21 protein-coding genes and 2 tRNA genes are annotated in these 24,807 nt (G+C 68.5%); 12 read left to right on the top strand and 11 right to left on the bottom strand.

Features of this window, described 5'->3' with window-relative positions; genetic code table 11:
* Positions 1 to 96: 96 nt before the first annotated feature.
* Positions 97 to 1,743, bottom strand: a complete 1,647-nt coding sequence (gene pgm / locus MTE01_RS13865) for a phosphoglucomutase (alpha-D-glucose-1,6-bisphosphate-dependent) (RefSeq protein WP_103208430.1) — start codon at positions 1,741 to 1,743, stop codon at positions 97 to 99.
* Between the two features lie 101 nt (positions 1,744 to 1,844).
* Between pgm and pheA the strand changes: the two genes are divergently transcribed.
* Positions 1,845 to 2,807, top strand: coding sequence for a prephenate dehydratase (pheA, locus tag MTE01_RS13860; protein WP_141378088.1), 963 nt, complete (start codon positions 1,845 to 1,847; stop codon positions 2,805 to 2,807).
* Between the two features lie 195 nt (positions 2,808 to 3,002).
* Here pheA and MTE01_RS13855 read toward each other — a convergent pair whose 3' ends face one another.
* Positions 3,003 to 4,040: an LLM class flavin-dependent oxidoreductase gene (locus tag MTE01_RS13855; RefSeq protein WP_174799704.1), complete on the bottom strand. Its 1,038-nt coding sequence runs from the start codon at positions 4,038 to 4,040 to the stop codon at positions 3,003 to 3,005.
* A gap of 169 nt (positions 4,041 to 4,209) precedes the next feature.
* Here MTE01_RS13855 and MTE01_RS13850 point away from each other — a divergent pair, with 169 nt between their 5' ends.
* Positions 4,210 to 4,632 carry an Asp23/Gls24 family envelope stress response protein gene (locus MTE01_RS13850; RefSeq protein WP_103208438.1) on the top strand — a complete coding sequence of 141 codons (423 nt, stop codon included), beginning with the start codon at positions 4,210 to 4,212 and terminating at the stop codon, positions 4,630 to 4,632.
* A 92-nt stretch (positions 4,633 to 4,724) separates the two neighbouring features.
* Here the strand turns inward: MTE01_RS13850 and MTE01_RS13845 are convergent, their stop codons facing one another.
* Positions 4,725 to 6,095 carry a cryptochrome/photolyase family protein gene (locus MTE01_RS13845; RefSeq protein WP_141378087.1) on the bottom strand — a complete coding sequence of 457 codons (1,371 nt, stop codon included), beginning with the start codon at positions 6,093 to 6,095 and terminating at the stop codon, positions 4,725 to 4,727.
* 170 nt (positions 6,096 to 6,265) lie between these two features.
* A complete protein-coding gene (locus MTE01_RS13840) occupies positions 6,266 to 7,555 on the bottom strand; it encodes a diacylglycerol/lipid kinase family protein (RefSeq protein ID WP_174799703.1) in 1,290 nt (429 codons plus the stop codon).
* Positions 7,556 to 7,730: 175 nt separating this feature from the next.
* Between MTE01_RS13840 and serS the strand changes: the two genes are divergently transcribed.
* Together serS and MTE01_RS13830 are read left to right on the top strand one after the other, a co-directional pair.
* Positions 7,731 to 8,996, top strand: coding sequence for a serine--tRNA ligase (gene serS, locus MTE01_RS13835; protein WP_103208442.1), 1,266 nt, complete (start codon positions 7,731 to 7,733; stop codon positions 8,994 to 8,996).
* Complete coding sequence (locus MTE01_RS13830) at positions 8,993 to 9,892, top strand: HAD family hydrolase (protein ID WP_174799702.1); 900 nt, start codon at positions 8,993 to 8,995, stop codon at positions 9,890 to 9,892. The genes serS and MTE01_RS13830 overlap by 4 nt, the downstream gene beginning before the upstream one ends.
* A gap of 66 nt (positions 9,893 to 9,958) precedes the next feature.
* On the opposite strand, the gene MTE01_RS13825 is transcribed toward MTE01_RS13830, so the two are convergent.
* On the bottom strand, positions 9,959 to 10,249 hold the full coding sequence (locus tag MTE01_RS13825) for a PLDc N-terminal domain-containing protein (RefSeq protein ID WP_103208444.1): 291 nt from the start codon (positions 10,247 to 10,249) through the stop codon (positions 9,959 to 9,961).
* A 129-nt stretch (positions 10,250 to 10,378) separates the two neighbouring features.
* On the bottom strand, positions 10,379 to 11,638 hold the full coding sequence (locus tag MTE01_RS13820; protein WP_141378086.1) for a DUF2254 domain-containing protein: 1,260 nt from the start codon (positions 11,636 to 11,638) through the stop codon (positions 10,379 to 10,381).
* A 229-nt stretch (positions 11,639 to 11,867) separates the two neighbouring features.
* Here MTE01_RS13820 and MTE01_RS13815 point away from each other — a divergent pair, with 229 nt between their 5' ends.
* From MTE01_RS13815 to MTE01_RS13800, 4 genes are all read left to right on the top strand, one after another.
* Complete coding sequence (locus MTE01_RS13815) at positions 11,868 to 12,614, top strand: cohesin domain-containing protein (protein WP_170210710.1); 747 nt, start codon at positions 11,868 to 11,870, stop codon at positions 12,612 to 12,614.
* 41 nt (positions 12,615 to 12,655) lie between these two features.
* Positions 12,656 to 14,479, top strand: coding sequence for an amidase family protein (locus MTE01_RS13810; protein ID WP_141378085.1), 1,824 nt, complete (start codon positions 12,656 to 12,658; stop codon positions 14,477 to 14,479).
* A 96-nt stretch (positions 14,480 to 14,575) separates the two neighbouring features.
* A tRNA-Ser gene (locus tag MTE01_RS13805) sits at positions 14,576 to 14,663 on the top strand.
* 263 nt (positions 14,664 to 14,926) lie between these two features.
* Positions 14,927 to 16,504 (top strand): LA2681 family HEPN domain-containing protein, encoded by a 1,578-nt coding sequence (locus MTE01_RS13800; protein ID WP_141378084.1) that lies wholly within the window; start codon positions 14,927 to 14,929, stop codon positions 16,502 to 16,504.
* 237 nt (positions 16,505 to 16,741) lie between these two features.
* Here the strand turns inward: MTE01_RS13800 and MTE01_RS13795 are convergent, their stop codons facing one another.
* Complete coding sequence (locus MTE01_RS13795) at positions 16,742 to 17,665, bottom strand: hypothetical protein (protein ID WP_170210709.1); 924 nt, start codon at positions 17,663 to 17,665, stop codon at positions 16,742 to 16,744.
* Positions 17,666 to 17,687: 22 nt separating this feature from the next.
* Positions 17,688 to 18,203: a hypothetical protein gene (locus tag MTE01_RS13790; RefSeq protein ID WP_141378082.1), complete on the bottom strand. Its 516-nt coding sequence runs from the start codon at positions 18,201 to 18,203 to the stop codon at positions 17,688 to 17,690.
* A gap of 488 nt (positions 18,204 to 18,691) precedes the next feature.
* Between MTE01_RS13790 and MTE01_RS13785 the strand changes: the two genes are divergently transcribed.
* Positions 18,692 to 19,981 (top strand): LCP family glycopolymer transferase, encoded by a 1,290-nt coding sequence (locus MTE01_RS13785; protein WP_141378081.1) that lies wholly within the window; start codon positions 18,692 to 18,694, stop codon positions 19,979 to 19,981.
* Positions 19,982 to 20,076: 95 nt separating this feature from the next.
* Positions 20,077 to 20,165 (top strand) — tRNA-Ser (locus MTE01_RS13780).
* Between the two features lie 198 nt (positions 20,166 to 20,363).
* On the opposite strand, the gene MTE01_RS13775 is transcribed toward MTE01_RS13780, so the two are convergent.
* Together MTE01_RS13775 and MTE01_RS13770 are read right to left on the bottom strand one after the other, a co-directional pair.
* The gene (locus tag MTE01_RS13775; protein ID WP_141378080.1) at positions 20,364 to 21,095 is read right to left on the bottom strand and encodes an FAD-binding oxidoreductase; all 732 of its coding nucleotides are present in this window, start codon (positions 21,093 to 21,095) and stop codon (positions 20,364 to 20,366) included.
* Positions 21,092 to 21,682: a molybdopterin-dependent oxidoreductase gene (locus tag MTE01_RS13770; protein WP_116239384.1), complete on the bottom strand. Its 591-nt coding sequence runs from the start codon at positions 21,680 to 21,682 to the stop codon at positions 21,092 to 21,094. The genes MTE01_RS13775 and MTE01_RS13770 overlap by 4 nt, the downstream gene beginning before the upstream one ends.
* A 251-nt stretch (positions 21,683 to 21,933) precedes the next feature.
* Between MTE01_RS13770 and MTE01_RS13765 the strand changes: the two genes are divergently transcribed.
* Entirely contained in the window at positions 21,934 to 22,821 is an 888-nt protein-coding gene (locus tag MTE01_RS13765) for a DUF808 domain-containing protein (RefSeq protein ID WP_141378079.1), read from the top strand.
* Between the two features lie 81 nt (positions 22,822 to 22,902).
* Here MTE01_RS13765 and MTE01_RS13760 read toward each other — a convergent pair whose 3' ends face one another.
* A complete protein-coding gene (locus MTE01_RS13760) occupies positions 22,903 to 23,466 on the bottom strand; it encodes a flavin reductase family protein (protein ID WP_141378078.1) in 564 nt (187 codons plus the stop codon).
* A 247-nt stretch (positions 23,467 to 23,713) separates the two neighbouring features.
* On the opposite strand from MTE01_RS13760, the gene MTE01_RS13755 reads away from it, so the two are divergent.
* On the top strand, positions 23,714 to 24,697 hold the full coding sequence (locus MTE01_RS13755; RefSeq protein ID WP_103208477.1) for an ABC transporter substrate-binding protein: 984 nt from the start codon (positions 23,714 to 23,716) through the stop codon (positions 24,695 to 24,697).
* Positions 24,698 to 24,807 lie beyond the last annotated feature (110 nt).

Below are 24,807 nucleotides of genomic sequence, written 5' to 3'. Positions count from 1 at the left end.
CCGTGAGACCGCCGGGTCGCGCACCGGTCGCCCGCCGCCCGCCCACGCGAAAGCGGCGCCACCCCTCGGGGCGACGCCGCTTTCGGCTGCGGAGACTCAGGCCTGGCCGAGCGCGGCCGAGACGACCGCTCGTGCTTCTTCCTGCACCGCGCGCAGGTGCTCCTCGCCGCGAAGAGACTCGGCGTACAGCTTGTAGACGTCTTCGGTGCCGGAGGGGCGTGCGGCGAACCACGCCGACTCGGTCTGCACCTTGAGCCCGCCGATCGCCGCGCCGTTGCCGGGCGCGTGCGAGAGCTTCGCGGTGATCGGCTCACCCGCGAGCTCGGTGGCGGTCACGGCATCCGGAGACAGCTTCGACAGAGCCGACTTCTGCGCGGGCGAAGCCGGGGCATCGACGCGCTGGTACGCCGAGGCGCCGAACTCGCTCTCGAGCTCCGCGTAGCGCTGCGAAGGAGTCTTGCCGGTGACGGCGAGGATCTCGGCGGCCAGCAGGCAGAGCAGGATGCCGTCCTTGTCGGTGGTCCAGACGGTTCCGTCCTTGCGCAGGAACGACGCGCCGGCCGACTCCTCGCCGCCGAACGCGACGGAGCCGTCGAGCAGACCGGGCACGAACCACTTGAAGCCCACGGGGACCTCGAGCAGCGTCTTGCCGAGTGAGGCGGCGACGCGGTCGATGATCATCGACGACACGAGCGTCTTGCCCACGGCGGCGTCGGCCGGCCAGTGCGGGCGGTGCGAGAACAGGTAGTCGATCGCGACGGCGAGGTAGTGGTTGGGGTTCATGAGCCCCGCGTCGGGGGTGACGATGCCGTGGCGGTCGGCATCGGCGTCGTTGCCCGTGAGGATGTCGTACTCGTCGCGCGCGGCGACCAGCGACGCCATGGCCGAGGGGGAGGAGGGATCCATGCGGATCTTCTCGTCCCAGTCGAGGGTCATGAACTTCCAGGTCGGGTCGACCTCGGGGTTGACCACGGTCAGGTCGAGTCCGTAGATCTCGGCGATGAGCGCCCAATACTCCACCGATGCGCCGCCCAGCGGGTCGGCGCCGATGCGCACGCCCGCGTTCTTGATGGCCTCGATGTCGATGATGGATGCCAGATCTCGCACATACGCGTCGCGGAAGTCGTACTGGCCCAGGCCGTCGAGGTCGATGTCGGCGTGACGCGTGCGCTTCACGCCCTCGAGCCCCGCCGCGATGAGCTCGTTGGCGCGGTCCGCGATCCAGCCGGTGGCGTCGGTGTCGGCGGGGCCGCCGTGCGGCGGGTTGTACTTGAAACCGCCGTCGCGGGGCGGGTTGTGCGAGGGGGTGACGACGATGCCGTCGGAACGGCCCGGGTCGTCGGCGGCGCGGCCGCGGTTGTACGTGAGGATCGCGTGGCTGAGAGCCGGCGTCGGCACCCAGGCGTCGCGCGCGTCGACGCGCACGTCGACGCCGTTGGCGACCAGCACCTCGATGGCGCTGCGCTCGGCGGGAAGCGACAGCCCGTGGGTGTCGCGACCGAGGAAGAGCGGGCCGGTGATCCCCTGAGCGGTGCGATAGTCGACGATCGCCTGGGTCGTGGCGAGGATGTGGTCCTCGTTGAAGCTGGTGCTCAGCGACGATCCGCGGTGACCGCTGGTGCCGAACGCGACACGCTGCTCGGGCACCGTGGCATCCGGTTTGCGATCGTAATACGCGGCGATCAGTTCGTCGACGTCGATGAGATCGGATGCCTCTGCGGGCTGCCCTGCGCGACTGCTCATGCGCCCAGTCTGCCTGCTCCCTCCGACATGCGCACACGCCGTGACGCATTCAGAGCGAATCCGTCGACAGGCGGCCTCGGCGACGCGGCTAGGCTGAGCCGGTGCTGCCCGACACAGATTCCGCGCCCGCCCGCCGTACCTACAGCTACCTGGGGCCGGCCGGAACCTTCACCGAGGCCGCCCTCGCCCAGGTGCCGGAGGCGCGTGACCAGATCTGGCGGCCCGTCCGCAACGTCGGCGAAGCACTCGCCGATGTGGTCGAGGGCCGTTCGGATGCCGCGATGATCGCGATCGAGAACTCGGTCGACGGCGGCGTCTCCACCGCGCAAGACGCCCTGGCCACCGTGTCCGGGCTGCGCATCGTGGGCGAGTACCTCGTGCCGGTGAACTTCGTGCTCGTCGCACGCCCCGGTGCGACCCTCGCCGACGTGTCGCTGATCGCCGCGCACCCCGTGGCCTACGCGCAGTGCTTGAAGTGGCTGAGCGAGAACGTCCCCGCCCACGCCCACCTTCCTGCCGAGAGCAACGTCGCGAGTGCCCTCGGCGTCCTCGACGGGACGAGCGCCGCGGATGCCGCGATCGCCGCGCCCGGAATCGTCGCCCACCACGACCTGACGGTGCTCGCCGAGACCATCGGCGACAACCCCAACGCCGTGACGCGCTTCGTGCTCGTGAGCCGCACCGTCGCTCCCGCGCCCCCCACCGGCGCCGACAAGACGTCGCTCATCGTCGAGCTGCCCGAGGACCACCCGGGCGCGCTTCTGGAACTGCTCGAGCAGTTCGCCACGCGCGGGATCAACCTGAGCCTGTTGGCATCCCGCCCCATCGGCGACGCTCTCGGCCGCTACCGCTTCGTCATCGATGCCGACGGGCACGTCCTCGACGAGCGCATGGCCGACGCCCTGCTCGGCCTCCGCCGCTTCAGCCCCAAGGTGATCTTCCTCGGCTCGTACGCCCGCGCCGACCGCGCCATCGTCCGGTACCCGCAGCGCTACAGCGACGATGTGTTCGTCGAAGCGCGCGACTGGCTGCGCGGCCTGCTCAGCGGCGAACCCGAGGCCTGACCCAGAGCCTCTGGAGTCGCCCGTGATGTGCGCGGCGTGGGCCCCTTCGTCGCGAAACCGCATCTCGCTGACGATTCGGTAGCAAGATGACGCCTCTTTGTCAGCGAGATGCCGTCTCGCGAGGCGGTGTCGTGCCCCCGCCCCCGCGCCCGGGACGCGGAAACGGACACGTCAGGCCGTGACGGTCAGGGCGTGTCAGGCCGCGATGGCCGCCGGAGCCGCGAGCAGCTCGAGCGTCTGCGCGCGCCCCTCCGACGTCTCGCCCTCGTACGCGCCCGCCACGGGCGACACCATGATCTCGTCGACGCCGTGCTGCGCGGCGAAGGCGCTGAGCTGCGCGCGCACGTCGTCGCCCGTGCCGACGAACCACTTCTGGCGGGTCGAGGCCATGATCGACTCCGTCATCGCGTCGAACGGATCGGCCTGGGCGGTCTCGATCGTCTCGAGCGGCGTGAGGGGGCGGTTGCTGCGCAGTCGTGCCATCATGCGCAGCTGCGGGATCGCGCGCTCCTCGGCCTCTTCGGAGGTGGGGGCGGCGACGACGTTCGCGGTGACGAAGGTGCGGGGACCCTCACCCGACTCGTTCGGCACGAACTGGTCGCGGTAGAGACGCAGGGCGTGCTCGAGGCCCTCGCCGGCGAAGTGGTTGGCGAACACGTAGGGCAGGCCGAAGCTCGCCGCGAGCTGCGCGGAGTAGTCGCTCGATCCGAGGAGCCAGACCTGTGGCATTCCGGATGCCGCGGGCGTGGCCTTCACCTGGTACTCGGTGCCCGAGGTGAAACGGACGGTGGCGCCCTCGGGAGAAGTGAGCGCCATGATGTCGGTGACGTGGTCGGGAAAGCGCGAGACGTCGCTCGTGGTGCCCGAACGGTTCAGCAGCTGGGTGATGACGGGGTCGCTGCCGGGGGCGCGCCCGATGCCGAGATCGATGCGGCCCGGGGCCAGGGCCTCGAGAGCGGCGAACTGCTCCGCGACGATGAGCGGCGAGTGGTTGGGCAGCATGACGCCACCCGAGCCGACGCGGATGCGCGAGGTGCGCGCGGCCGCCGCGGCGATCAGCACCGGGGGAGTGGTGGATGCCACGGAGGGCATGTTGTGGTGCTCGGCGAACCAGTAGCGGCGATATCCGAGGCGGTCGGCGCGCTCGACGAGATCGAGGGCCGAACTCACCGCCTGCGCGCTGGTCTGTCCCCCGCGAACGGGGACGAGGTCGAGAACGGAGAGGGAGGGCATAGCGTCGTTCACCTCGGCTGGAACGCCGTGGCGGCATCCGCTATTCCGTCGTTCGCGCCGCCATCCTCAGGCTTCTCTCAGCAAGAGGGCGTGACGAAGGCGCCGCCCGTCGCGTCTCACTTATGACATCGCGGGACACACGGTCCCGGAACGACGGAAGGAAGCGAACATGGCCGAGAACACCACCACCGCCACGACCACCCCCGCCACGAAGGACGGCGGCTCGACTGTCATCGTCGACGCCGTCGTCGCCAAGGTCGCCGGCATCGCCGCGGCCGAGGTTCCCGGCGTCCACGCCCTCGGCGGCGGTGCCGCTCGCGTCATCGGCAACATTCGCCAGGCGGTTGGCGCCAAGGACCACGCGCAGGGCGTGAGCGTCGAGGTCGGCGAGACGGAGGTCGCCGCCGACATCGCGATCCAGGTCGACTACCCCGAGCAGCTGCAGCGCGTGGCCTCGGACGTCCGTTCGGCCGTGCACCAGGCCATCACCGAGCTCGTGGGCATGAAGGTCGCCGAGATCAACGTGACCGTGGTCGACGTCTTCATCCCGGGTGACGACGAGGACGACGCCGACGAGCAGCGCGTCAACTGACACCCGTCTCGTGAAGGGGCGTCACCGTGAGGTGGCGCCCCTTTCGTGTGCCCGGATGCCGGGACCCGATCACCCGTGGGGCGGCCGGAACCTCAGCCCCCGTGCCGCACCTGCGCGTACGCGTCGAGCGCGCGCTTGCGGGTCTCGCCGAGGTCGACCATGGGCTCCGGCGGGTTGTCGCCGAGGTACTCGGGCGCCCACGCGCGCACGTACTGGTCGTGGGAGTCGAACTTCTTGCGTTGCGTCTCGGGATTGAACACGCGGAAGTAGGGAGCGGCATCCGCGCCGGATCCCGCGACCCACTGCCAGTTGAAGGGGTTGCTCGCGGCATCCGCATCGACCAGGCAATCCCAGAACCACTGCTCACCGTGTCGCCAGTCGATCAGCAGGTTCTTGATGAGGAAGGATGCCGTGACCATGCGCACGCGGTTGTGCATGACGCCGGTGTGCCAGAGCTGGCGCATCCCGGCATCGACCACGGCCACCCCCGTCTTGCCCTGCTGCCAGGTCTCGAGGTGGGAGCGGTTCAGCTTCGGCCAGGGGAAGTCGTCGAAGTTTCGGCGCCAGTTCACCGTCGCGATGTCGGGCGAGTGGAACGTGACGTGCCAGGCGAACTCCCGCCACACCAGCTCGGACAGGAAGCCGCCCGCGCTCTTCGCATGCTCACCCGATCCCTTGTGTTCGAGGGTCTCGTGCCACACCTGGTACGGGCTGAGCTCGCCCCAGCGCAGGCGCGGGGACAGGTTCGAGGTGGCACCGCCGGCGAACTCGTCGCGATACGTCGAGTAGTCGCCGAGGTCGTCGTCGAGGAACTCCTTGAGACGCGCCTTCGCCGCCGGTTCCCCCGGCTCCCAGGTCTCGCGCAGACCTCCGGCCCAGTCGGGCTTCGACGGCAGCAGGCTCCAGGACGACAGGTCGTCGGAGTCGACGGATGCCGACACCCCGGGCACCTTGCGTGCCTCGGGCATCGGTGGACGCGGGGCCGCAAGCTTCTGCACCGCCCGGGCGAACGGGCTGTAGACGCCATAGGGCTTGTCGGACTGCGTACGCACCGTCCACGGTTCGTACAGCAGGTTGGCGGCGAACGAGGCGACATCGACCCCCTCGTCGCGCAACTTCTCTTTGAGGCCCGCGTCGATCTCGCGCTCGGCCCCGCCGTAGCGCCGGTTCCAGAACACCGCGCCCGCCCCGACCTCTTCGACCACGGCCGGGAGGACCTCGGATGCCGCGCCCCGGCGAAGCACGAGGGTGCTCCCGCGTTCCTCGAGGCGCTCGCCGAGCGACGTCAGCGACCCGTGCAACCACCACCGCGCCGCCCCGCCGATCGCGCGAACGCCATCGGACTCCTCGTCCAGCACGTAGAGCGCGATGATCGGTTCGTCGCGGTCGAGGGCGGCTCGTAGTGCCGGGTTGTCGGTCAGGCGCAGGTCGTCACGGAACCATACGATCGAGGGCGAAGCCATTCCCCGACGCTATCGATCGCGGCATCCGGCTCTCCGGGCTTGACACCCGCCGTGCCGTCGCGCCGCCCGCCGCTCGGCTGGACCAACGAGATCACGTGACCTCGCCGATGCCACGCGCCGTGGCGCGTGCGTTCGGCCAGATCACGTGATCTGGCGCGAACCCCGCCCGGTCAGAGCGTCGAGGTGTCGTGGCCCTTCGGCAGCGCGACCACGAGCCCGCCGGCGATGATGCGGGTGTAGATGCGCGTCGCCTCACCGAACTCGTCGCCGTCCAGCTCGATCGGCTGCGCGGGGGCCGTGGCCAGTTCGATGCCGGTGCCGCGGAGGTAGCGCACCGAGGTGTCCTTGCGGCGCTCGAGCACGCGGCGTCCGGCGCGGAACTTGCGCAGCACCGAGTTGTCCCACACGATGCTGCGCCACACGCCCAGCCACCCCAGCACACCGCTCGGCTGCAGGACGGCCACGTCGAGTCGACCGTCTGCGACGGACGCATCGGGGATCAGCGCCACGCCGCCCTGCAGGGCCCCGCAGTTCGCGAAGAGCACGCTCTGCACCTTCGCCGAGTGCAGGCGGTGTCCGTCCAGCTGGTACATGACGCGGAACGGCTTCGCCGAGACGAGCGAGCGTGCCGCTCCGTCGACGTAGGCGACCCAGCCGACCTGCTTCTTCAGATCGTCACGCGTGTTCTGGATCATCGCGGCGTCCAGGCCGATGCCGGCCATGACCGAGAACCCGTGCTCTTCGACCTCGCCGTCGACGCGTCGGATGCGGGCGATGCCGGTGTCGATGGAGAGGATGTCGCCCTCGAACGTCGCGCGGATCATCGCGTCGGTGTCGGTGAGCGGAAGGTTGAGATTGCGGGCGAGCAGGTTCCCTGTGCCGCTCGGGATGATCGTCAGCGGGACGCCCGTCGAGGTCAGAGCCTCGGCCACCGCGCGCACCGTGCCGTCGCCGCCGGCCACGAGCACGGCGTCCACCTTCTCGTCGAGAGCAGCGCGGGTCGCGTCGTCGCCGAGGTCGTCGACCGTCGTCTCGTAGAACAGGGGCTCGGCCCACTCGGCGGCGGCCGCGAGCTCGGCCACGCGGGCGCGCAGCGTCTCGGGCTCGACCTTGGTGGGGTTGTAGACGAGGGCGGCGCGCTTGTTCTGGGTCGGCTCGGCATCCATGGGTGCCTCGTCGCCCTCGGCGTCGACGCGCTGGGTCTTGCCCGGCGTCTCTTCCGAGGTGTCGGGGGCGACGTCCTCGGGCTGGTGGATGACGTCGTCGGGCTCGGCCGCGTCTTTCGGGTCGGGCACGTCCTTGCGCGGGCGGTCGCCGACGTCGTCGCCCAGGCGTGCGGCGTGGAAGTGGTCGTCGGAGCCCTCGGCTGCGGCGGCATCCGCCTTCACCTCGGCGGGGGCATCGGCGGAGACTGTTTCGGGAGCGTCCGCGTCGTCACGCGGCTCGTCAGGGGCGGCCATGGCTCCACCATAGGACCGCGGTGGATCCCGATACGCGCGGCAGAGGCGGGCTTGACGGGGGATGCCGAAGACCCATGCGCCCCGAGAATGAGCCCGTCGTTCCGCGGTCCGGTGCTCACCACGCGGGGTCGTGGCGGCGCAGGATCGGCCCCGGCGGCGACCATAGGATGGACGCGTGATCGACCTGACTCTGCTGCGTGAAGATCCCGAGCTCGTGAAGCGCTCCCAGATCGCCCGCGGGGAGTCGCCGGATTCGGTGGACGAGGCCCTCGCCGCCGACCGCGACCGCCGCGCCGCCATCACCGCCTTCGAGGAGTTGCGTGCCGCGCAGAACGCGCACGGCAAGCGCGTCGCCCAGGCGCCCAAAGACGAGAAGGCCGCGCTCGTGGCCGAGGCGAAAGAGCTCAGCGAGCGCGTCAAGACCGCTCAACACGCCGTCGCCGAGGCCGAGGCCGCCGCCGACGCCGCCCTCGGCAAGATCGAGAACATCGTCCTCGAGGGAGTGCCCTCGGGTGGCGAAGAGAACTTCGTCACACTCCGCACCCACGGCGAGATCCCGTCCTACGACTTCGAGCCGCTCGACCACCTCGCCCTCGGCGAGAAGCTCGGCGCGATCGACATGGAGCGCGGCACGAAGGTCTCGGGCAGTCGCTTCTACTTCCTCACCGGCATCGGTGCGCGACTCGAGCTCGCGCTCATGACCCTCGCCCTCGACCGGGCGCTGCAGGCGGGCTTCACCCCGATGATCCCCCCGACGCTCGTGCGTCCCGAGGTCATGCGCGGCACCGGGTTCCTCGGCCAGCACGCCGACGAGGTGTACCACCTCGACAAAGAGGACCTCTACCTCGTGGGAACGAGCGAGGTCCCCCTCGCCGGGTACCACATGGACGAGATCCTCGATCTGGAACGCGGTGCGAAGCGCTACGCCGGGTGGTCCACCTGTTACCGCAGCGAGGCGGGCTCGTATGGCAAGGACACCCGCGGCATCATCCGGGTGCACCAGTTCAACAAGCTGGAGATGTTCGTCTACACCGATCCCGCCGACGCCGAGGCCGAGCACGAGCGCCTCGTCGCGATGCAGGAGAGCATGCTGCAGGACCTCGGTCTCGCCTACCGCCTGATCGACGTCGCCGCCGGCGACCTCGGCTCGAGTGCCGCGCGCAAGTTCGACATCGAGGCGTGGGTGCCCACGCAGGGCGCCTACCGCGAGCTCACCAGCACCTCGAACTGCACCACGTACCAGGCTCGTCGCCTCGATACCCGTTTCCGTCCGGACGGCGGCAAGACCCAGCCGGTCGCCACCCTCAACGGCACTCTCGCCACGACCCGGTGGATCGTGGCCCTGCTCGAGACGCATCAGCGCGCCGACGGGTCGGTGACGGTGCCCGAGGTTCTGCGTCCGTACCTCGGCGGGCTCGAGGTCATGGAGCCGATCGCGTGACCGACGAGGCCGCCTTTCCCCAGACCGGTGCCGTCGAGAGCGCGCCGAAGCAGGAGGCGGCCGATCTGGTCGCCGACCTCGCCGACGAGAAACCCGCGGAGCGCATGCTCATCGCGCTCGACATCGACGGTACGGTTCTGCTCGAGGACGACTCGCTCAGCCCGGGCGTCGCCGAGGCGGCGGTGCGCGCGCAGCACGCCGGTCACGAGGTGATGCTCGCCACCGGTCGCAGCTGGGCCAGCACCCACCCGATCATGGATCGCCTCGGCATCCGTCCCGAGTACGCGGTCTGCTCGAACGGGGCGATCGTCATGCGCCGGGTCGGAGACGCCGACGCCGCCGTGTACGAGCGTGCTCACGTCGAGACGTTCGACCCCACAGAGGTGCTGACGCTGCTCGGCGAGCACCTGCCCGATGCGCACTTCCTCGTCGAACTGCCCGACGGCTCGCGACTGTTCACCGATTACCTCGACGACTGGAATCTCCAGGGAGCGAACAAGGTGTCGTTCGCCGAGCTCTCGCTGCAGCCGGTCTGCCGGGTGGTCGTGGTGGCGCCCGAGCAGACCGACCAGGACTTCCTCGAGCTGGTCGAGCGCATCGGCCTCAATCAGGTGTCGTACGCGATCGGATGGACCGCGTGGCTCGACATCGCCCCGCAGGGGGTGGACAAGTCGACCGCCCTCGAGCTCGTGCGCGGCTGGCTCGACATCGCGCCCGAGAACGTACTGGTGATGGGCGACGGCCGCAACGACATCGAGATGATGCAGTGGGCGGTCCGCAACGGCGGCCGCGCGGTCGCGATGCACCAGGGTCCGCCCGAGGTGCACGCCGCGGCGGGCGAGGTCGGCCTCTCGGTCACCGAGGGCGGTGTCGCCGCGATTCTTCGCGCGCTCTGACGCCGTGCGGGCGGCCCGCGGGCCCGGCGTGACCGGACCCGCGCGGGCTCACGCCCGGCGTGGGGGTCAGACTCGCGCGGAGCCGCTGGCGACGTGTGCGGCGCGGTCGGCGAGATAGGCGGTGCGGTCGACGACGGTCACGGGTCGGTGCGCCGCCCGGTGGTCGACGACGCGCGCCGCCTCCCACGCGACGAGACCGACCGGCGGCAGCAGCAGCAGGGCGGTCGCCCAGGCGGCCTTGAGTCCGGCAGACGCCTGCGGGTCGCGCAGGGCGACGATGGCGGCGAAGACGGATGCCGCGTAGACGAGCGCGAAGACGGCGAGAACGACCTGCGCTGACAGCGTGGTGACGAGCATGATGACCTCCTCAACTCGAACGGCCCGGCGGGTCGTGGGGTGATGTTCTCGGTCTACGCCGGTCACCGGAGCGGTTCAACGTTTTCGCCCGCGAACGCAGCAACTCCATAGCCGCGGCGTATCCCGCACTCAGAGACCGCGGGGACTCCACGCCCCTCGGGTGGCGGCACGCAGGGTGCGCGCGTCGGTGCGGTCCAAGGCGCGCCGACTGCGCTCGAGGGCCGCGCGGGCGGCATCCCGGAAGACCTCCGCCCGGTCGGGAGCGGATGCCGCGAGCGAGGCGAGGCACTTCTGCAGCCGCACCTGCACCTCGACGTCGGCCGCACCGTCACGCGCCAACGGCCGGAAGGCGTCGTCGACCAGGTCGGCGAGGCGCGGTGCGGGGAGGAACACCCCCTCGAAGTCCACGGACGAATCGGTCTCGACGGCGAATGCTCGGGAGAACACCCGCTGCAGCGCTGCGATCACCTCGATCGCCGTCCCCGGATCGTTCGTGGCGGCCGACAGCGCGCGGCTGCCGATCTCGGTGAGGGCGATGACGCCGAATCGCGGATCCTGCTCGAACGTCCGGTGGTGTTCGATGCGGAACGCCCGGCGCACCGCCGTCTCTACGGCGCCGTCGACTCGGCCGACGACGAAGGCGACGGGCACGCGCGCATCGGCGATGCGTCCCGGCGTGGCGTGCACGTGCACCTCGAGGTCGTGCTGGCGGGCGATGCGGTCGAGTCCCGCGACGTCGACATGAGTGACGTAGCCCACCTCGTCGGCGTGCACTCCGACGGCCCCCGAGGGCGGCGCGGTCGAGGCGCGAGCCCCCAACGTCGGCCGCTCAGCATGCCATTCCAGAGAGGCCGTGGCCGCTTTCTCCACACGATCGATGACGTCGGCCATCCGGCCGAAGGTCGAGAGGTGCGAGATCCACCGCAGCAGGGTGAACACGACGATTCCGATGATGACCAGTGTGCTGACGAAGAGGATCGCCCGCCCTTGCGGGTGGTAGTAACCCGTCGACAGGGCGACGATCCCGACGAGCGAGAAGGTGAAAGCGCCGACGAAGGTCGACACGGCGTTCTGCGAGGTCGTGTCCGCGATCAGCAGGGGCGTCGACCGGGGCGTCGCGGTGGTCGTCGCCGACGAGAACGCCGTGACCATCGCCGTCACCGAGAAGGTGCTCACGGTGAGCATCGCGGTCGCGATGATCTGCAGCAGCGAGCCCACGGCATCCTGGCCCAGCTCCAGACCGAACTCGAACGGCAGCAGTGGCCCGAGCAGACCCGCTGCGAGGGCGACGATCACCCCGATGACGGTGAACAGCGCCGCGCGCACCCACACCTGCCTGCCGAGTCGGAGGAAGAAGGATGCCAGGGGGCTGCGGGTCGTCAAGGCCATGCTCCGACGCTATCCGGCGTACTGTGCCGGAGCCCGGGGCTGGACGACGACCTCGGGCGGCTGAAAACGGCCTCTCATTCGCTTATGGATATGCGATGGAAATGTGCCGCAACTTGTCCGACATGCCGCTCTGGCAGGGTCGGGTCGCCCCCCACGACCGACGGACGCCGAGAGGCCCACGCGGATCCCGGTCGTGCTCGTTCCATCACCCGAGGAGCTTGACCCACGCATGACTGCCCACAGCCCCGCCTCACGCCCGAGATCGGCACGCCGTCTCGGCGCCGCCCTCGTGGCGGCCCTCGCCCTTTTCGGGCCGCTGGCCGCCGCGCCCGCGGCGCATGCCGCCCTTCCCACCGCGACCCTCTCGCTCGAGATCGACCCGGCCGAGGTCACCGCGGGTGACCCGTTCGTCGTGACCGTCACGGGTGCGGCGGTGAGCGACCTCTACTCCTACGACCTGGAGCTCACCTACGACCCCGCTCTCGTCGAGCCCGCCACCGACGCGCCCACCGGTCCCGCGGGCGGCTTCACCTCGACCGTCACGGGGCCCGGCACGCTGACCGTCTCGCACACGCGCCTCGGCACCTCGCCCGGGCTGTCGGGCACGAGCGATGTCGTCCTGGCATCCATCCCCCTCCGTTCGCTCGCGGCAGGGTCGGCCCTCGTCCAGCTGTCGTCAGTGCGTCTGGTGTCGTCGACCGGAGAGGTCGTGACGGCGAACGATGTGGCATCCGGAACCGTCGTCATCGAGGCCGTCCCCGTTCCCGAGCCGCAGCCGTCCGACCCGTCGTCGCCGTCGCCCTCGGTGTCCGCGTCGGCCACGGCCGCCCCGGCGCCCGCAGCCCAGGGCCCGAACGACCTCGCGACGACGGGCGTCGACGCAACCCCGTGGTTCGTCTCCGGCGCCCTCGGTGTCGCCCTCCTCGCCGGAGGCACGTTGCTCGTGCTCCGCCGTCGTCAGGCGGTGCGCGAATGACCGCGTCCCGCTCGTCCGTCCCGTTTCGCGAAGGATCCGTCATGACCCCCCTGGCCCGCCGTGTTCTGGCCGTGTCCGCTTCGCTCGGTGTCGTCGTCGCCGGGGCCGTCGTCGCCCCGGCCGCCGCCCTCGCCGCCCCCGCGCCGTCTCCTGCGGCAGCTCCCTTCCTCGCGCCGTACTACACCGAGCTCGACGTCACGGGCGATGCGCAGGTGACCACGGCCGACCTCGAGGCCCTGGCCCCGTACCTGGCAACGACCTCGAGCGATGCCGGATGGGCGGATGCCGCGCGGTTCGACCTCGACGACGACGGTGCCGTGACGGCATCCGATCTGGCCCTGCTGTCGGAGCGCATCATCTACGACGACGGCCCCTTCCAGATCGTCGAGGCCGACGCGGTGGCGATGCAGGCGGCGATGAACGCCGGGGTCATCACCTCGGTGTCGCTGACGCAGCAGTACCTCGACCGCATCGCGGCCTACGACAAGGTCGTGCGTCCCGCGGGTGTGCGCCCGCTCAACTCGATCATCTCGACGAGCGAGGTCGCGCTCAAGGCCGCCGCGGCCGCCGACGCAATCCGCGCTGAGAAGGGCATGACGGGGATGCTGCTCGGCATCCCGGTGGCTCTGAAAGACAACTACAACACCGCCGACATGCCCACCACCGCCGGCTGCGGCTGCTGGGCCGGCAACCAGACGTCGACCGACGCCACGATGGTCAAGGGTCTGCGCGCCGACGGGGCGGTCATCGTCGCCAAGGCGTCGATGGACGAGTTCGCCATCAACCTGTCGTCGCAGTGGTCGGCCTTCCAGCCCAACGGAACGGCGCTGACCGTGTCGAGCCCCTACGACACCGCCCAGACCTCCGGCGGCTCGAGCGGGGGAACGGGAGCCGCGATCGCTGCCAACCTCGCCGGCATCGGATTCGGCACCGACACCGGTGGGTCGATCCGCATCCCCTCGACGTACAACCAGCTCGTGGGTGTGCGTCCGACGGTCGGCCTCGCCAGCCGCGACGGCATCGTGCCGCTCGCGCTCTCGCAGGACACCGGTGGTCCGATCGCCCGTTCTGTTCAGGATGCCGCGATCGCCCTCGACGCCGTCGTCGGCGAAGACGCGGGTGACCCCGTCACCGCGCGTCAGGCCGGCAAGGTGCCGGAGACGTACACGTCGTACCTCGACAGCGGGTCGCTGAAGGGCAAGAGGATCGGCTATCTGACGACGATGCTCGGCTCGAACCCGATCACGCAGCGTCTCTTCGCCGACGCGAAGGCCGCCATGGAGGCGCGGGGCGCGACGGTCGTCGCGCTCACGCCGCCGGACGGCTTCTCGGCCATCGTGGGCGAGGGCAGCGGCAGCGGGCCGGAATTTAACCACGACCTGCAGAACTACATCAACGCCTACCTGAACCCGTCGGTGAGCGCACGGAGCCTGCTCGCGATCTCGCAGTCGCCGAACATCGTCCCCGGCCGCGCGAACAACCCCTACGGCCAGCGCGCCGCCATCACCGAGTCGGCTTACCAGGCCTGGGCCGGTCCGCAGGGATCGCACACCCTGCAGCTCGCAAAGGGCAAGCAGATCATGACGGCCTTCATGGACGACCAGAAGCTGGATGCCGTGGTCTACCCGACCGGCAACCCCTACGGCACCATCGGGACCAACATGCGCCTGAGCCCCAACACGGGTCTGCCGGCCGTCACGGTGCCCATGGGCCAGGGGCTGTCGACCGAGGCTTCGACCGGGGGAGTGAACCTGGAGTTCCTCGGCCGCGACTTCGCGGAGGGCCCGCTCCTGGGCCTTGCCTACGACTTCGAGCAGGCCACCCACGCCCGCACGACGCCCGCGGCGTACGGACCGCTCGGCTGAGCTCCGGCGGCGGCCCCCGGGAGCGAGTTCGCCCGGGGGCCGCCGTCCATCGCCGTGTCGCGCCGCGTTCGCGGCTCGGTAGACTCGGTGCGTTCAGGAGGGTTGTCCGAGCGGCCGATGGACCTGGTCTTGAAAACCAGTGGGCAGCAATGTCCCGTGGGTTCGAATCCCACACCCTCCGCCAAACATTTCGTCCTCGAGCCCTGCTTATCGACGAGGTGCGTAAGTTCATGTCGTTTTCGAGACGAGCGTGACGTGAACAGCTCGCGAGTGCCGGTGCATAGCAGTGCGGTTCATTCAGGAGGCTGACCGTCGACTCCTCGGCGTGCCGTACCTCCCTTGGTTAGCACTTCTCGCAGCATGGTGCTGCCAGAAACCGGTTGGACTGAACGATGGCTGCACCACAGCCGTCGGAGACTGCACGGGGAGCTCGACGCGAGGGGTGAGATGAACTTCAGCATGCGAGATATCCACGGTGAGCTCGACCGGCTCGCACAGCTGCCCGACCAAGCGCGAATGCGCGTCCTCACGGGAGTGCAGGAGCAAATTGCGCGACTTCGTCAGCTCCATGCACCCACCGAAGTCTCCACGGAGGACTACTACGAGGTGCTGTGTCGCGCAGCGGGGATGATGAGCGACGCGATCCCGCCCGGGAGTCGAGATGACGTGCTTGTCGATGCAGAAGAATCTTTCCGAGAGGTCATGGCGGCAGACGTCTCGGAGTCTCTGAAGGCTTGGGCGGCGTACAGTCTTGGGACGACTGTGTCCGAGCAGATCGATGTGGCTGAGCGTCGGCGATGGGCGTCGAAGGACGGTTACGATCCGGAGGAGCAGCCCTTGCGCTGGTCCCTCCGCGAGCGGCTCCGAGAGACTCGGCTGCTCCTCGCCGGAACCGGCCACTCACCTTACGTTGAGCCCATCCTTCGATCGAAGGCGCTGTGTAATCTGGGCAACGCTCTCGACACTTCGGGCAGGTGGCTCGAAGCCTACGAGGCCTACCAGGATTCCCTCACCGAGTACCCAAACAACGGCAATGCCGCGGGGAACATCGCTGAGCTGCTGGCATCGCGGATCCGGCTTCGCCGTGGTCAGCCCGGCCACTACGCAGCGCTTTTTAATAGGTACGCGCGCCTAGCGAAGCGGCTGCGCGAACACACAATCGGAATTTCGAGCGAGGCGGCGGCCGATGGCTGGGATGCTCTCCGGGAAATTGATGGGGTTGGTCACGAGTCCCACGACGGAGACTCCGGTGATTTCTACCAGCGATGGGTAGCGCAGAACCGCCTGGCTCTGTCAGTGGCAATGGAGGGTCTCGGATCCGAGGGGCCCCGCTGGGATGACGCGGACGTGGAGGCTGCGCTCATTCCCACTGATTCGCCGACACCGTTGGCGATCTTCGCAGCGGTCAATGTCCTGAAGTCCGAATACCTGGTGGCTCGTCGGCTTGCCTACGACGGCATCGTCGAACTTGCGGACGGCGCCACTGACGAAAGCGGTACCTACGCCGAGACAAACGACAACTCGGTGTTCGGCCAGCCCGCGGCCAAGATTGTTCTCGCACAGCGCGCGACCCTGGACGTACTAGACAAGATCGCCGTCGTCGCGAATCTTTACTTCGAAGTTGGAGACCCGGCGGACCGAGTCAAATTCCGCACCTTCTGGACCAATCGAAAGACATCTGAGTTGCGGCCCGAGCTTCCTCAGTTCAAGCCGTGGCCAAACTACAGATTCGCGCTCGCAGAGCTTGCCTACGATGTCGACGAGAACGGTCTATATGCTGACGCCCAGCTCCTGCGAAACGCCGGTACTCATCGCCTCGTTCACGTCAAGCGAGACGGTTACACGGGGCCTACCCGTGACGCGATCGTCTCCGTTGGTGAGAAGGACCTTGCGTCAGCGTCTCTCCAAGCTTTGCGCGTCGCACGCGCCGCGTATCTGTATCTTCTCGATTTCATTGCCGAGGACTACCTGGCTTTTGGGGATGAAGACCAACCCACCACACTGATCGAGACGCGCCTCTCTTGATGCGCGCGATCTTGGGCAACGCGAGCGTAAATGCCGCGCGGAGGTACGGTCGACTATTGCTGACTGCTCGCTAAAGCTGCCGCTCAGACTCCGAGGCACTGCCTTCTCCAAACTGTCCAGCACTTGCGATCCCGCAATCGACTGGCGGTGCCGGCAGCGCGTTGGGTGCGACAGGGGCCGCTCGCCCGCCCTGCGTGCTGCTATCGAAGAAACTGCGCTCGCGGTTGGATAAGGGTGCTAGAACAAGTCGATCTCCTGCGCCTCGTCCTCATCAGAGGACGACGCGCTCTTCACGTCCCAGTCGGACATCTCATTAAATCCTTTGCAGGGACCGAGGTCTCCGTCGCAGTTAAGCACGCCTCGCCTTGCGGCGTCGCGAACTCGTGGATCTTCGCCGGCCCGCCCTAGGTCAAATGACTTCTCGACCATTCTTGCGAGCGGGTAGCGAGGGCGTGCAACCATAGACACTTCGTTTGCCTTGACGTTACGAGCGCTCGCCCATGCCTCGACCAGGACGGTCTCACCGGCGCGGTGGTCGCACTCTGTCTCGTTGCAGATGGTGCACTTGCCTTCACCGTCGCGTTCCGCGACCTTCGGGTAGTACTGACGCATCTCATGGTCGCAGTCTTCGACCAGCTTGCCGCAGATGGAGCACTCGAAGTCGCTCACGAGTCCGGCTGAGACTCCCATCCTTAGGTGGGAGATGTTGATGGGGCAATCCGTCCAGTAATCCCCGTCGTCGCGATAGGTAATCGGGCAGCCGAAAAGCCCGCGCTTCACAAACGCCGCGCGGTGAATCGCTCCGTGAGCGGCCTCGCGGAGCGGGTGGTCCTCGAGATAGTTCAGCGCATCCATCGCAGCAGAGACTGATTTCCGAATGTGCGGCTCAATCTCATCGAGCAGTTTAGTGTGAATGGTGGATTGGAACGCGAGCCACTCGGCGCGTTTCTGGCGCTGGGTAGCGCGTCGTGCACGGTCGTCGTTCTCAACCAGGTCGAAGTCGAGTGCTGGAATGTGTGCCGCGTCGGTACCGAGAAGCCTCATCACTTCGTCGTACTCGTCCTCCGCAGTCTGCAGCGACGCCCGACCGAAATGATCGAGGTACCGATCGCGGTGGGGGCCGCCCGAGGGCGGAATCGGTCCCCATTGCAGAATGAGCATCTTGAACTGCTGCCCTCTGCGGTCAGTCACGCGATTCGCCCTGTTCACGCTTCTTGGCTTCGGCCTGCAGCACCTTGAGAGCCTCGATCACATCGGTACCGCTGCCTTCGAGCTCGATGTCGCGCCCCGTCTCGGTCTCGGCGACGTAGACCCGCAACGGCAATTCATGCGCCTCCTCGTTTGTCCAACCCTGATTGTCTGCTCGCTGAGAAATGAACAGACTCACGGCCAGAATGAGCCAGTCGCTGGCAATCGTCAGCATCGCCAGTCCCAGCGACCACATCTCAGGGTCGATACTGAACTCTTGCAAGTAGTGCCGCTCGCCCTCAGGCTGCGAGAACTCCAATGGCAGGCCCTGGGCTCGAGCAGCCTTCGGGAGATATCTGACGTTGTCCGTGTAGTAGAGCTCCGGCTTCGCTCCTTCCGCGGTCTGGCCAGCGGCGCGGGTGGGGATGACATAGATCTTGTCTGCGTCGAGGGTCTCGGGTAGGGCACCGTCCAGCGGAGTCCAGCCGTGCTCATTGATTCGGGCTGTCATGGCGTGAGCATAGTGGGCCCTTCCCACGCCTCGTCGAGAACGGGGCTGATTCGAGAACGTCGCTGATTCAACAACGTAGGGGGTGGCCAGCTTGGTGCCCCGGGTTTGTCTTCACTGATCAGGCGTTCGAAGTCGCTCGGTCATCGTCGGGTTTCGATCCACTTGAGCAGCCGCTGCGTCTCCCAGGAGGGGTTCGAAAGCCATCGCGCAGGTTCCGCAACGACGAAGCGGGCCCCGCAGGGGTCCGCTTCGTCGTTATGGCCGGCTGAGCGGGATGAGAACGTCGTTGGGCCCACGCCGCGCGACTCGTCGACCCGGGTCGTCTCGATCACGCACCGTCGGGACGCGTCCCGCACCCCGCCCCCGGCGAAACGCCCGATCCTCACGGCATTCACAGATCGCGGTCCCTAGTATTACCCCGACCTCTCGCCGATTCGTCGAGGTCGACGTGCTGCCGGGCCGGTGGCATCCGTCTCGAAAGGACACGAGTGAGCAAGACCTCCACCCCGCGCGGTCAGCGAACCGTCGCGCGCCACGGGCGACTCACCTCGCCGGGCCCCCTCGCGCAGTTGTTCCGCGGCGTTGCGATCGCTCTCGCCGTCCTCCTGGTCTCGGGCGGTGCTGTCCTGGCCTACGCGGCGGTCGATCTCACCCAGAGCTTCACCGCCGACGCCGTCGAGCTGAAGGGTCAGCCGGCCGTCCCGCCCGACCTCGGTGAGCTCAAGGGCGGCGTGAACATGCTCCTCGTCGGCACCGACGAGTGCGAGCCGAGCTTCGCCCAGCTCTTCGGCGATCGCTGCACGGGCGCCGACTCCGAGGGCAGCCTCAACGACGTCAACATGCTGGTGCACATCTCCGATGCTCCTCGCCGGGTCACCGTCATCTCGTTCCCGCGCGACCTCATGGTGCCGATCCCCTCGTGCACCGACAAGGACGGCAACGAGACATCCGCGATGAGCAAGCAACAGATCAACTCCGCGTTCTCGTATGGCGGCCTCTCGTGCGTCGTGCAGACCATCTCGGAGCTGAGCGGCCTCGAGATCCCCTTCGCCGCGAAGGTCAGCTTCGGCGGCGTCATCAACATCACCGACGCGATCGGCGGCGTCGACGTCTGCATCGCCAACGGAATCAAGGATCGCTACACCGGCATCGACTGGCCCGCCGGCATGCGCACGGTACAGGGTCTGGACGCCCTGCAGTTCCTCCGCACCCGTCACGGTGTCGGCGACGGCGGCGACCTGGGTCGCATCTCCAACCAGCAGCAGTACATGTCGCGACTGGCGAACAAGCTGAAGAGCCAGGACGTGCTGTCGAACCCGGCGACGCTCTACAAGCTCGCCTCGACGGCGCTGCGCAACGTCGACCCCTCGACGTCGCTGACGAACCCGCTGACGCTCGTGCAGATCGCGTCCGCGGTCAAGGACGTGCCGTTCAACGAGATCGTCTTCATCCAGTACCCGACCTACACCGACCCCTCCAACCCCAACCGCGTCGTGCCCGACCGCACTGACGCCGACACGCTGTGGGCCGCCCTCGCGGCGAACCAGCCCCTCGAGCTGTCGGGCAACCTCAGCGACGGGAACGGTGTGGTCGTCGATGCGAACGCGACGCCCGCTCCCACCCAGACGCCCGCCCCGGTCAACACCGCCAGCCCGGCGCCGACCGAGACCGCTCAGGCCTCGCCCGCGCCCACGTCGGACGCGATCCAGCTGCCGAGCGGCATCGCCGGGCAGACCGCCGCGCAAGCGACCTGCTCGAATGGAAACGTCCGCGGTTGAGCCTCGCCGCCCGGCATGCCGAACGTGGTTCGAATGCCGGGCGGCATCCGGTTAGTATGGACCGGTGTGTTCGCGCCGCAGGGCGTCGATCACCTGGAGACGTCGCATAGTCAGGCCTAGTGCACCACCCTGCTAAGGTGGAGTCCCCGTAAGGGGACCGAGGGTTCAAATCCCTCCGTCTCCGCAGAAAAAGCCCCGGTTCGCCGGGGCCTTTTGTGATGCCCGGGCCGCTGCCGGTCTCCTCGGGCTCGCGAACACGACGACCGCGGCCACGCCTTCCGCGGGCCCGCGTCGGGAGCATGAGACGTGGGATGCCGTGGCATCCCACCCCAAGAAAGCTCGACGAACGGACCGCTCGGGGCATCGCCGTCGCGCGGAGTCGTCAAGCGCCGCCGAACCGCTCAGTCCTCACACGGACGGGGTCGTGCCCGGCGTCGACGAGCCATCCCGCAACGGCCTCGACGAAGGGGGTGGGGCCGCACACGTAGATGCGCGGGCGCTCGAGCGGCGAGAACACGGCGTTCCGCAGGCGTTCAGGGGTCAAGCGACCGGGCGGCTCTGGCCACGCGGGCGGGGTGCGGCGGGTGTAGACGGTGTCGAGACGGAAGCGATCGTCGGCGAGGGCGGACACCTCGTCGGCGAAGAAGACATCCTGCGGAGAGCGAACCGAGTACAGCAGGCGGAACGGCGCGGGGTCATCGCTCGCGGCGTGAGCCGACGCCATGGCGAAGAGGGGCACGACGCCCGAGCCTCCGGCGATCAGTTGCACGGGCGAGGGATCGTCGGAGGGATGCCAGATGAAGAACGCTCCGAGGGGTCCGTGAACCTCGATCTGGTCTCCCGCGCGGAGGTCGTGCACGAGGAAGGGCGACACTTCTCCCTCGGGCACCTCGTCGACGGCGAGCACGAGCCGCGTGCCCGCGCCCGACGAGGCGAGCGAGTACGACCGCGACGCCTGATAGCCGTCTGGCGCCGTGAGGCGGACATCGACGTGAGCGCCCGCGTCATTGCCGGGCCAGGTGGGCACCTCGAGCTCGATGCGGCGCGCCGTCGTGGTCTCGGGGCGCGACTCGACGACGGTTGCGACGTGCCAGGCGGGGGAGCGGCGGGTCACCCGTAGCGCTCTTCCCGCCACGGGTCGCCGTGCGGGTGATACCCGTTCTGCTCCCAGAATCCGGGTTTGTCGCTCGGCATGGTGACGAGCCCCTGCACCCACTTCGCGCTCTTCCAGAAATACAGGTGGGGCACGAGCAACCGCGCGGGTCCCCCGTGCTCGGGGGTGAGGGGTGCCCCGTCGGCTTCGAAGGCGATCCAGCTCTTGCCGCCGCGCAGGTCGTCGAGCGCGATGTTCGTCGTGTAGCCGCCGAAGGAATGCACCATCGCGTAGCGGTGCGAGGTCTCGACCTCGGCGAAGAGACGGTCGAGCGAGACCCCACGCCACGGCATGTCGAGCTTGGTCCAGTGCGTGACGCAGTGGATGTCGACGGTGACGTCCTCTACCCCGAGCGCCTCGAGTTCGGCTCGTGTCCAGCGATGCACGCCGTTCTCGGTGCCGATTGCGAACTCCCACGTCTCGTCGGCGACGACGGGGGTCGGGCCGGCCGAGAGCACAGGCCAGTCGCCGACGAGCGTCTGCCCGGGCGGGAGCCGCGGATCGCGCTCCCGTCGCCGGCCCGAGAACCCTCGCGTGATGAACGACATACGACCCCCTGCTGCTCGTGTTGGCCTCACCCTAACTTCGGGCGTGCGCGGAACACAGCGCCTGGACGGGAGGAGAATCGGCGAGGGGAGGACCTGGCGCCGTGGAATGTCCTCCGAGCGCACGTTCTCCTCCGCGCGCGAAGTTACCGTGCGCGCCGCCATGCCACCCCCGTCGAGGCGGCGCCCCGGCCCGATAGGGTCGTGCCTGCGGTGCGCATGCGCCGTGCCCCTCGCACCCTCGGGAGAAGCGCATGTCGGTCGGTCTGCTCGCCGTCGTCGATGACATCCTCAGCGCCGCCATGCGCGCGAGCGCGAAGACGGCCGGCGTCGTGATCGACGACGCCGCCGTGACTCCGCAGTACGTGCAGGGGCTCACCCCCGCGCGAGAGCTGCCCGTGGTCTGGAAGATCGCGCTCGGCAGCATCATCAACAAGTACGTGATCATCATCCCGATCGCGCTCCTGCTCACGGCTTTCGCGCCGTGGGTGCTGCCGTATCTGCTCATCATCGGCGGCGGGTTCCTCTGCTTCGAGGGCGCCGAGAAGGTGCTCGAGTGGTTCGGCGTGAGTCACGGCGAGCACGACGCCGACGAGCCGCGCGACGAGAAGAAGCTCGTCCTCGGGGCCGTCCGCACCGACCTCATCCTCAGCACCGAGATCATGCTCATCGCCCTGTCGAGCCTCGACCCCGACTTCAGCATCTGGATGACGCTGGGGGCCCTGCTCGTCATCGGCCTGGCCATGACGGTGGTCGTCTACGGTGCGGTCGCGCTGCTGGTGAAGATCGACGACATCGGCCTGCGGTTCATGAAGAGCGAGTCGCGAGGCGTCCGCCGCTTCGGCGCCCGGGTCGTGGCATCCATGCCCGCGGTCTTCCGCGTGATCAGCGTGATCGGCACCGTCGCGATGTTGTGGGTCGGTGGGCACCTCGTGCTGCAGAACCTCGCCGAGACGCTGTGGTCGGGGCCCTACGACGTGGTCCATCTCGTCACGCACGCGATCGAGGCCGCAGGCCCGGTGGTGGTCTGGATCGTCGAGACCGCGATGTCGGCCGTCTTCGGGCTGATCCTGGGGCTCCTCATCGTGGGCGTCGTGACCGGTATCTCGCGACTGACGCGACGCGGCGCAGCCGCGCACTGACGCTCACCCACGGGCGGTGGAGCAGCTCTCGCCCGGTTCGGCCTTGAGTTCCCTTCCCGGCGCCGTACGCGCCGGCGGGCGTCAGTCGTCGAGGCGCGAGTGCTCGCCGAGGCGGTGCCACGCACGGTTGTGGTACACCAGCGCGGCGCCGGATTCCCCGGGTTCGAGGTCGCGCTCGACGTCGACCTGCAGGGCCTGAGCGGCGATGACGGTGGAGCCACCGGCATCCATGCGGCTGACGACCTTGCACCGCAGCCACGCGCGCACGCCGTGGTAGACGGGCTCCCCGGTGGACAGGCGCGACCAGGTGGTGGTGTCGGCGAAGCGGTCGAGTCCGCTGGTGGCTCCGGCGCGGGCGAGCGAGATGTCATCGGCGTCGAGCAGGTGCACCACGATCGTATCGGCGGCGATGATCGTCGGCGTCGCCGACGACAGGGCCGACACCGAGAAGATCAGCAGAGGCGGGTCGGCGCTCACCGACGACACCGACGAGGCGGTGAGCGCGACGGGGCCGTTCTCTCCGTACGCGGTGATGACGGCGATGCCGCCGGGGTGGCCGCGGAAGGCTCTCTTGAAGTCGTCCGCCGAGACCGAGGTGCCGATGGCGGGAGTGCCCTCGGGGGCGCTGTGCGGAAGCGAAGTCATGACTACGACCGTAGGCGCTCCCGCGGGGGATAGGCCCTCCGGACGCAACACGGCGAAACGCTCCCGGCGATCACGCGATCGACCCCGGCTGTCGTGTGAGGCTTCACATTTATCAATCCGTGATCATCTGTAACGCCGAATTCCTTGACACAAGACGTTCTGTGAGCGCTAACATTCACACACGGCTCACCCGAGGGGCTGCATCACATGACCGGCATCGGAGCCGGCGAAACGAGGAGGTTTCATCATGAAGGCGAACAAGATCATCGCGGGCATCGCGCTCGTCGGAGCGATCGCGTTCACGGCCACCGGCTGCGCCGGTGCGGGCGGCGGCGGAAACGCCGGTGGCGGCAGCGGCGACAAGATCACGGTCGGCTTCGCCCAGACCGGCTCCGAGAGCGGATGGCGCAGCGCCAACACCGAGTCGATGAAAGAGGCGTTCAGCGAGGCCAACGGCTTCAACCTCGTCTTCAACGCGGCCGACAACAAGCCCGAGGCGCAGATCGCCGCGGTCCGCAGCTTCATCAACCAGGGTGTCGACGCCATCGTGCTCGCCCCCATCGTGAGCGACGGCTGGGACGACGTCCTCAAGGAAGCCAAGGACGCCAACATCCCCGTCATCCTCGAAGACCGCACGGTCTCGGCATCCAAGGACCTCTACGCCAGCTGGATCGGCCTCGACTTCAAGAAGGAGGGCGAGACCGCGGGCACATGGGTCGCCGACAACTTCGGCAAGACGCCCACCAACCTCGTCGTTCTCGAGGGCACCACGGGTTCGTCCGCCGCGACCGACCGCGCCACCGGCTTCAACGACGCGATCAAGGGAACCGACATCAAGGTCCTCGACTCGCAGACCGGTAACTTCACCCGCGCCGACGGCAAGACCGTCATGGAGGGCTTCCTGCAGAAGTACGGCTCGCAGATCAACCTGCTCTTCGCCCACAACGACGACATGGGCCTCGGCGCTCTCGAGGCGATCAAGGCGGCGGGCCTCAAGCCCGGCACCGACATCAAGATCGTCACGATCGACGCGGTGAAGGACGGCATGACCGCCCTCTCGAACGGCGAGTTCAACTACATCGTCGAGTGCAACCCGCTCCTCGGTGAGAAGACCGCCGAGGTCGTCAAGAAGGTCGTGGCCGGCGAGTCCGTCGACAAGAGCTACATCGTCGAGGACCAGGCGTTCGACCAGGAGCAGGCCAAGAAGGTCCTGGACAGCCGTCCCTACTGATCCGCACGGATCCGTCGTCGACTCCCCTCGACGGCACCCCGTCCGATCGCCCCGGCATCGACGGACCATCCTCCCCGGCGTGCGGGGTCGGTACCCACCGGCCCCGCACG

Origin of the sequence: Microbacterium testaceum (assembly GCF_006539145.1) — a bacterium.
GTDB classification, from domain to species: Bacteria; Actinomycetota; Actinomycetes; order Actinomycetales; family Microbacteriaceae; genus Microbacterium; species Microbacterium testaceum.
This window is presented reverse-complemented; position numbering and strand designations above follow the sequence as displayed.

Excerpts from the sequence above, each read along its gene's own strand:
- MTE01_RS13820 (WP_141378086.1), bottom strand. The coding sequence starts at position 11,638 with ATGGCCTTGACGACCCGCAGCCCCCTGGCATCCTTCTTCCTCCGACTC.
- MTE01_RS13790 (WP_141378082.1), bottom strand. The coding sequence starts at position 18,203 with ATGACAGCCCGAATCAATGAGCACGGCTGGACTCCGCTGGACGGTGCC.
- MTE01_RS13850 (WP_103208438.1), top strand. The coding sequence starts at position 4,210 with ATGGCCGAGAACACCACCACCGCCACGACCACCCCCGCCACGAAGGAC.
- MTE01_RS13800 (WP_141378084.1), top strand. The coding sequence starts at position 14,927 with ATGAACTTCAGCATGCGAGATATCCACGGTGAGCTCGACCGGCTCGCA.
- MTE01_RS13760 (WP_141378078.1), bottom strand. The coding sequence starts at position 23,466 with ATGACTTCGCTTCCGCACAGCGCCCCCGAGGGCACTCCCGCCATCGGC.
- MTE01_RS13815 (WP_170210710.1), top strand. The coding sequence starts at position 11,868 with ATGACTGCCCACAGCCCCGCCTCACGCCCGAGATCGGCACGCCGTCTC.
- MTE01_RS13755 (WP_103208477.1), top strand. The coding sequence starts at position 23,714 with ATGAAGGCGAACAAGATCATCGCGGGCATCGCGCTCGTCGGAGCGATC.
- MTE01_RS13765 (WP_141378079.1), top strand. The coding sequence starts at position 21,934 with ATGTCGGTCGGTCTGCTCGCCGTCGTCGATGACATCCTCAGCGCCGCC.
- MTE01_RS13810 (WP_141378085.1), top strand. The coding sequence starts at position 12,656 with ATGACCCCCCTGGCCCGCCGTGTTCTGGCCGTGTCCGCTTCGCTCGGT.
- pgm (WP_103208430.1), bottom strand. The coding sequence starts at position 1,743 with ATGAGCAGTCGCGCAGGGCAGCCCGCAGAGGCATCCGATCTCATCGAC.
- MTE01_RS13795 (WP_170210709.1), bottom strand. The coding sequence starts at position 17,665 with ATGCTCATTCTGCAATGGGGACCGATTCCGCCCTCGGGCGGCCCCCAC.
- MTE01_RS13825 (WP_103208444.1), bottom strand. The coding sequence starts at position 10,249 with ATGCTCGTCACCACGCTGTCAGCGCAGGTCGTTCTCGCCGTCTTCGCG.
- MTE01_RS13840 (WP_174799703.1), bottom strand. The coding sequence starts at position 7,555 with ATGGCCGCCCCTGACGAGCCGCGTGACGACGCGGACGCTCCCGAAACA.
- MTE01_RS13770 (WP_116239384.1), bottom strand. The coding sequence starts at position 21,682 with ATGTCGTTCATCACGCGAGGGTTCTCGGGCCGGCGACGGGAGCGCGAT.
- MTE01_RS13845 (WP_141378087.1), bottom strand. The coding sequence starts at position 6,095 with ATGGCTTCGCCCTCGATCGTATGGTTCCGTGACGACCTGCGCCTGACC.
- MTE01_RS13855 (WP_174799704.1), bottom strand. The coding sequence starts at position 4,040 with ATGCCCTCCCTCTCCGTTCTCGACCTCGTCCCCGTTCGCGGGGGACAG.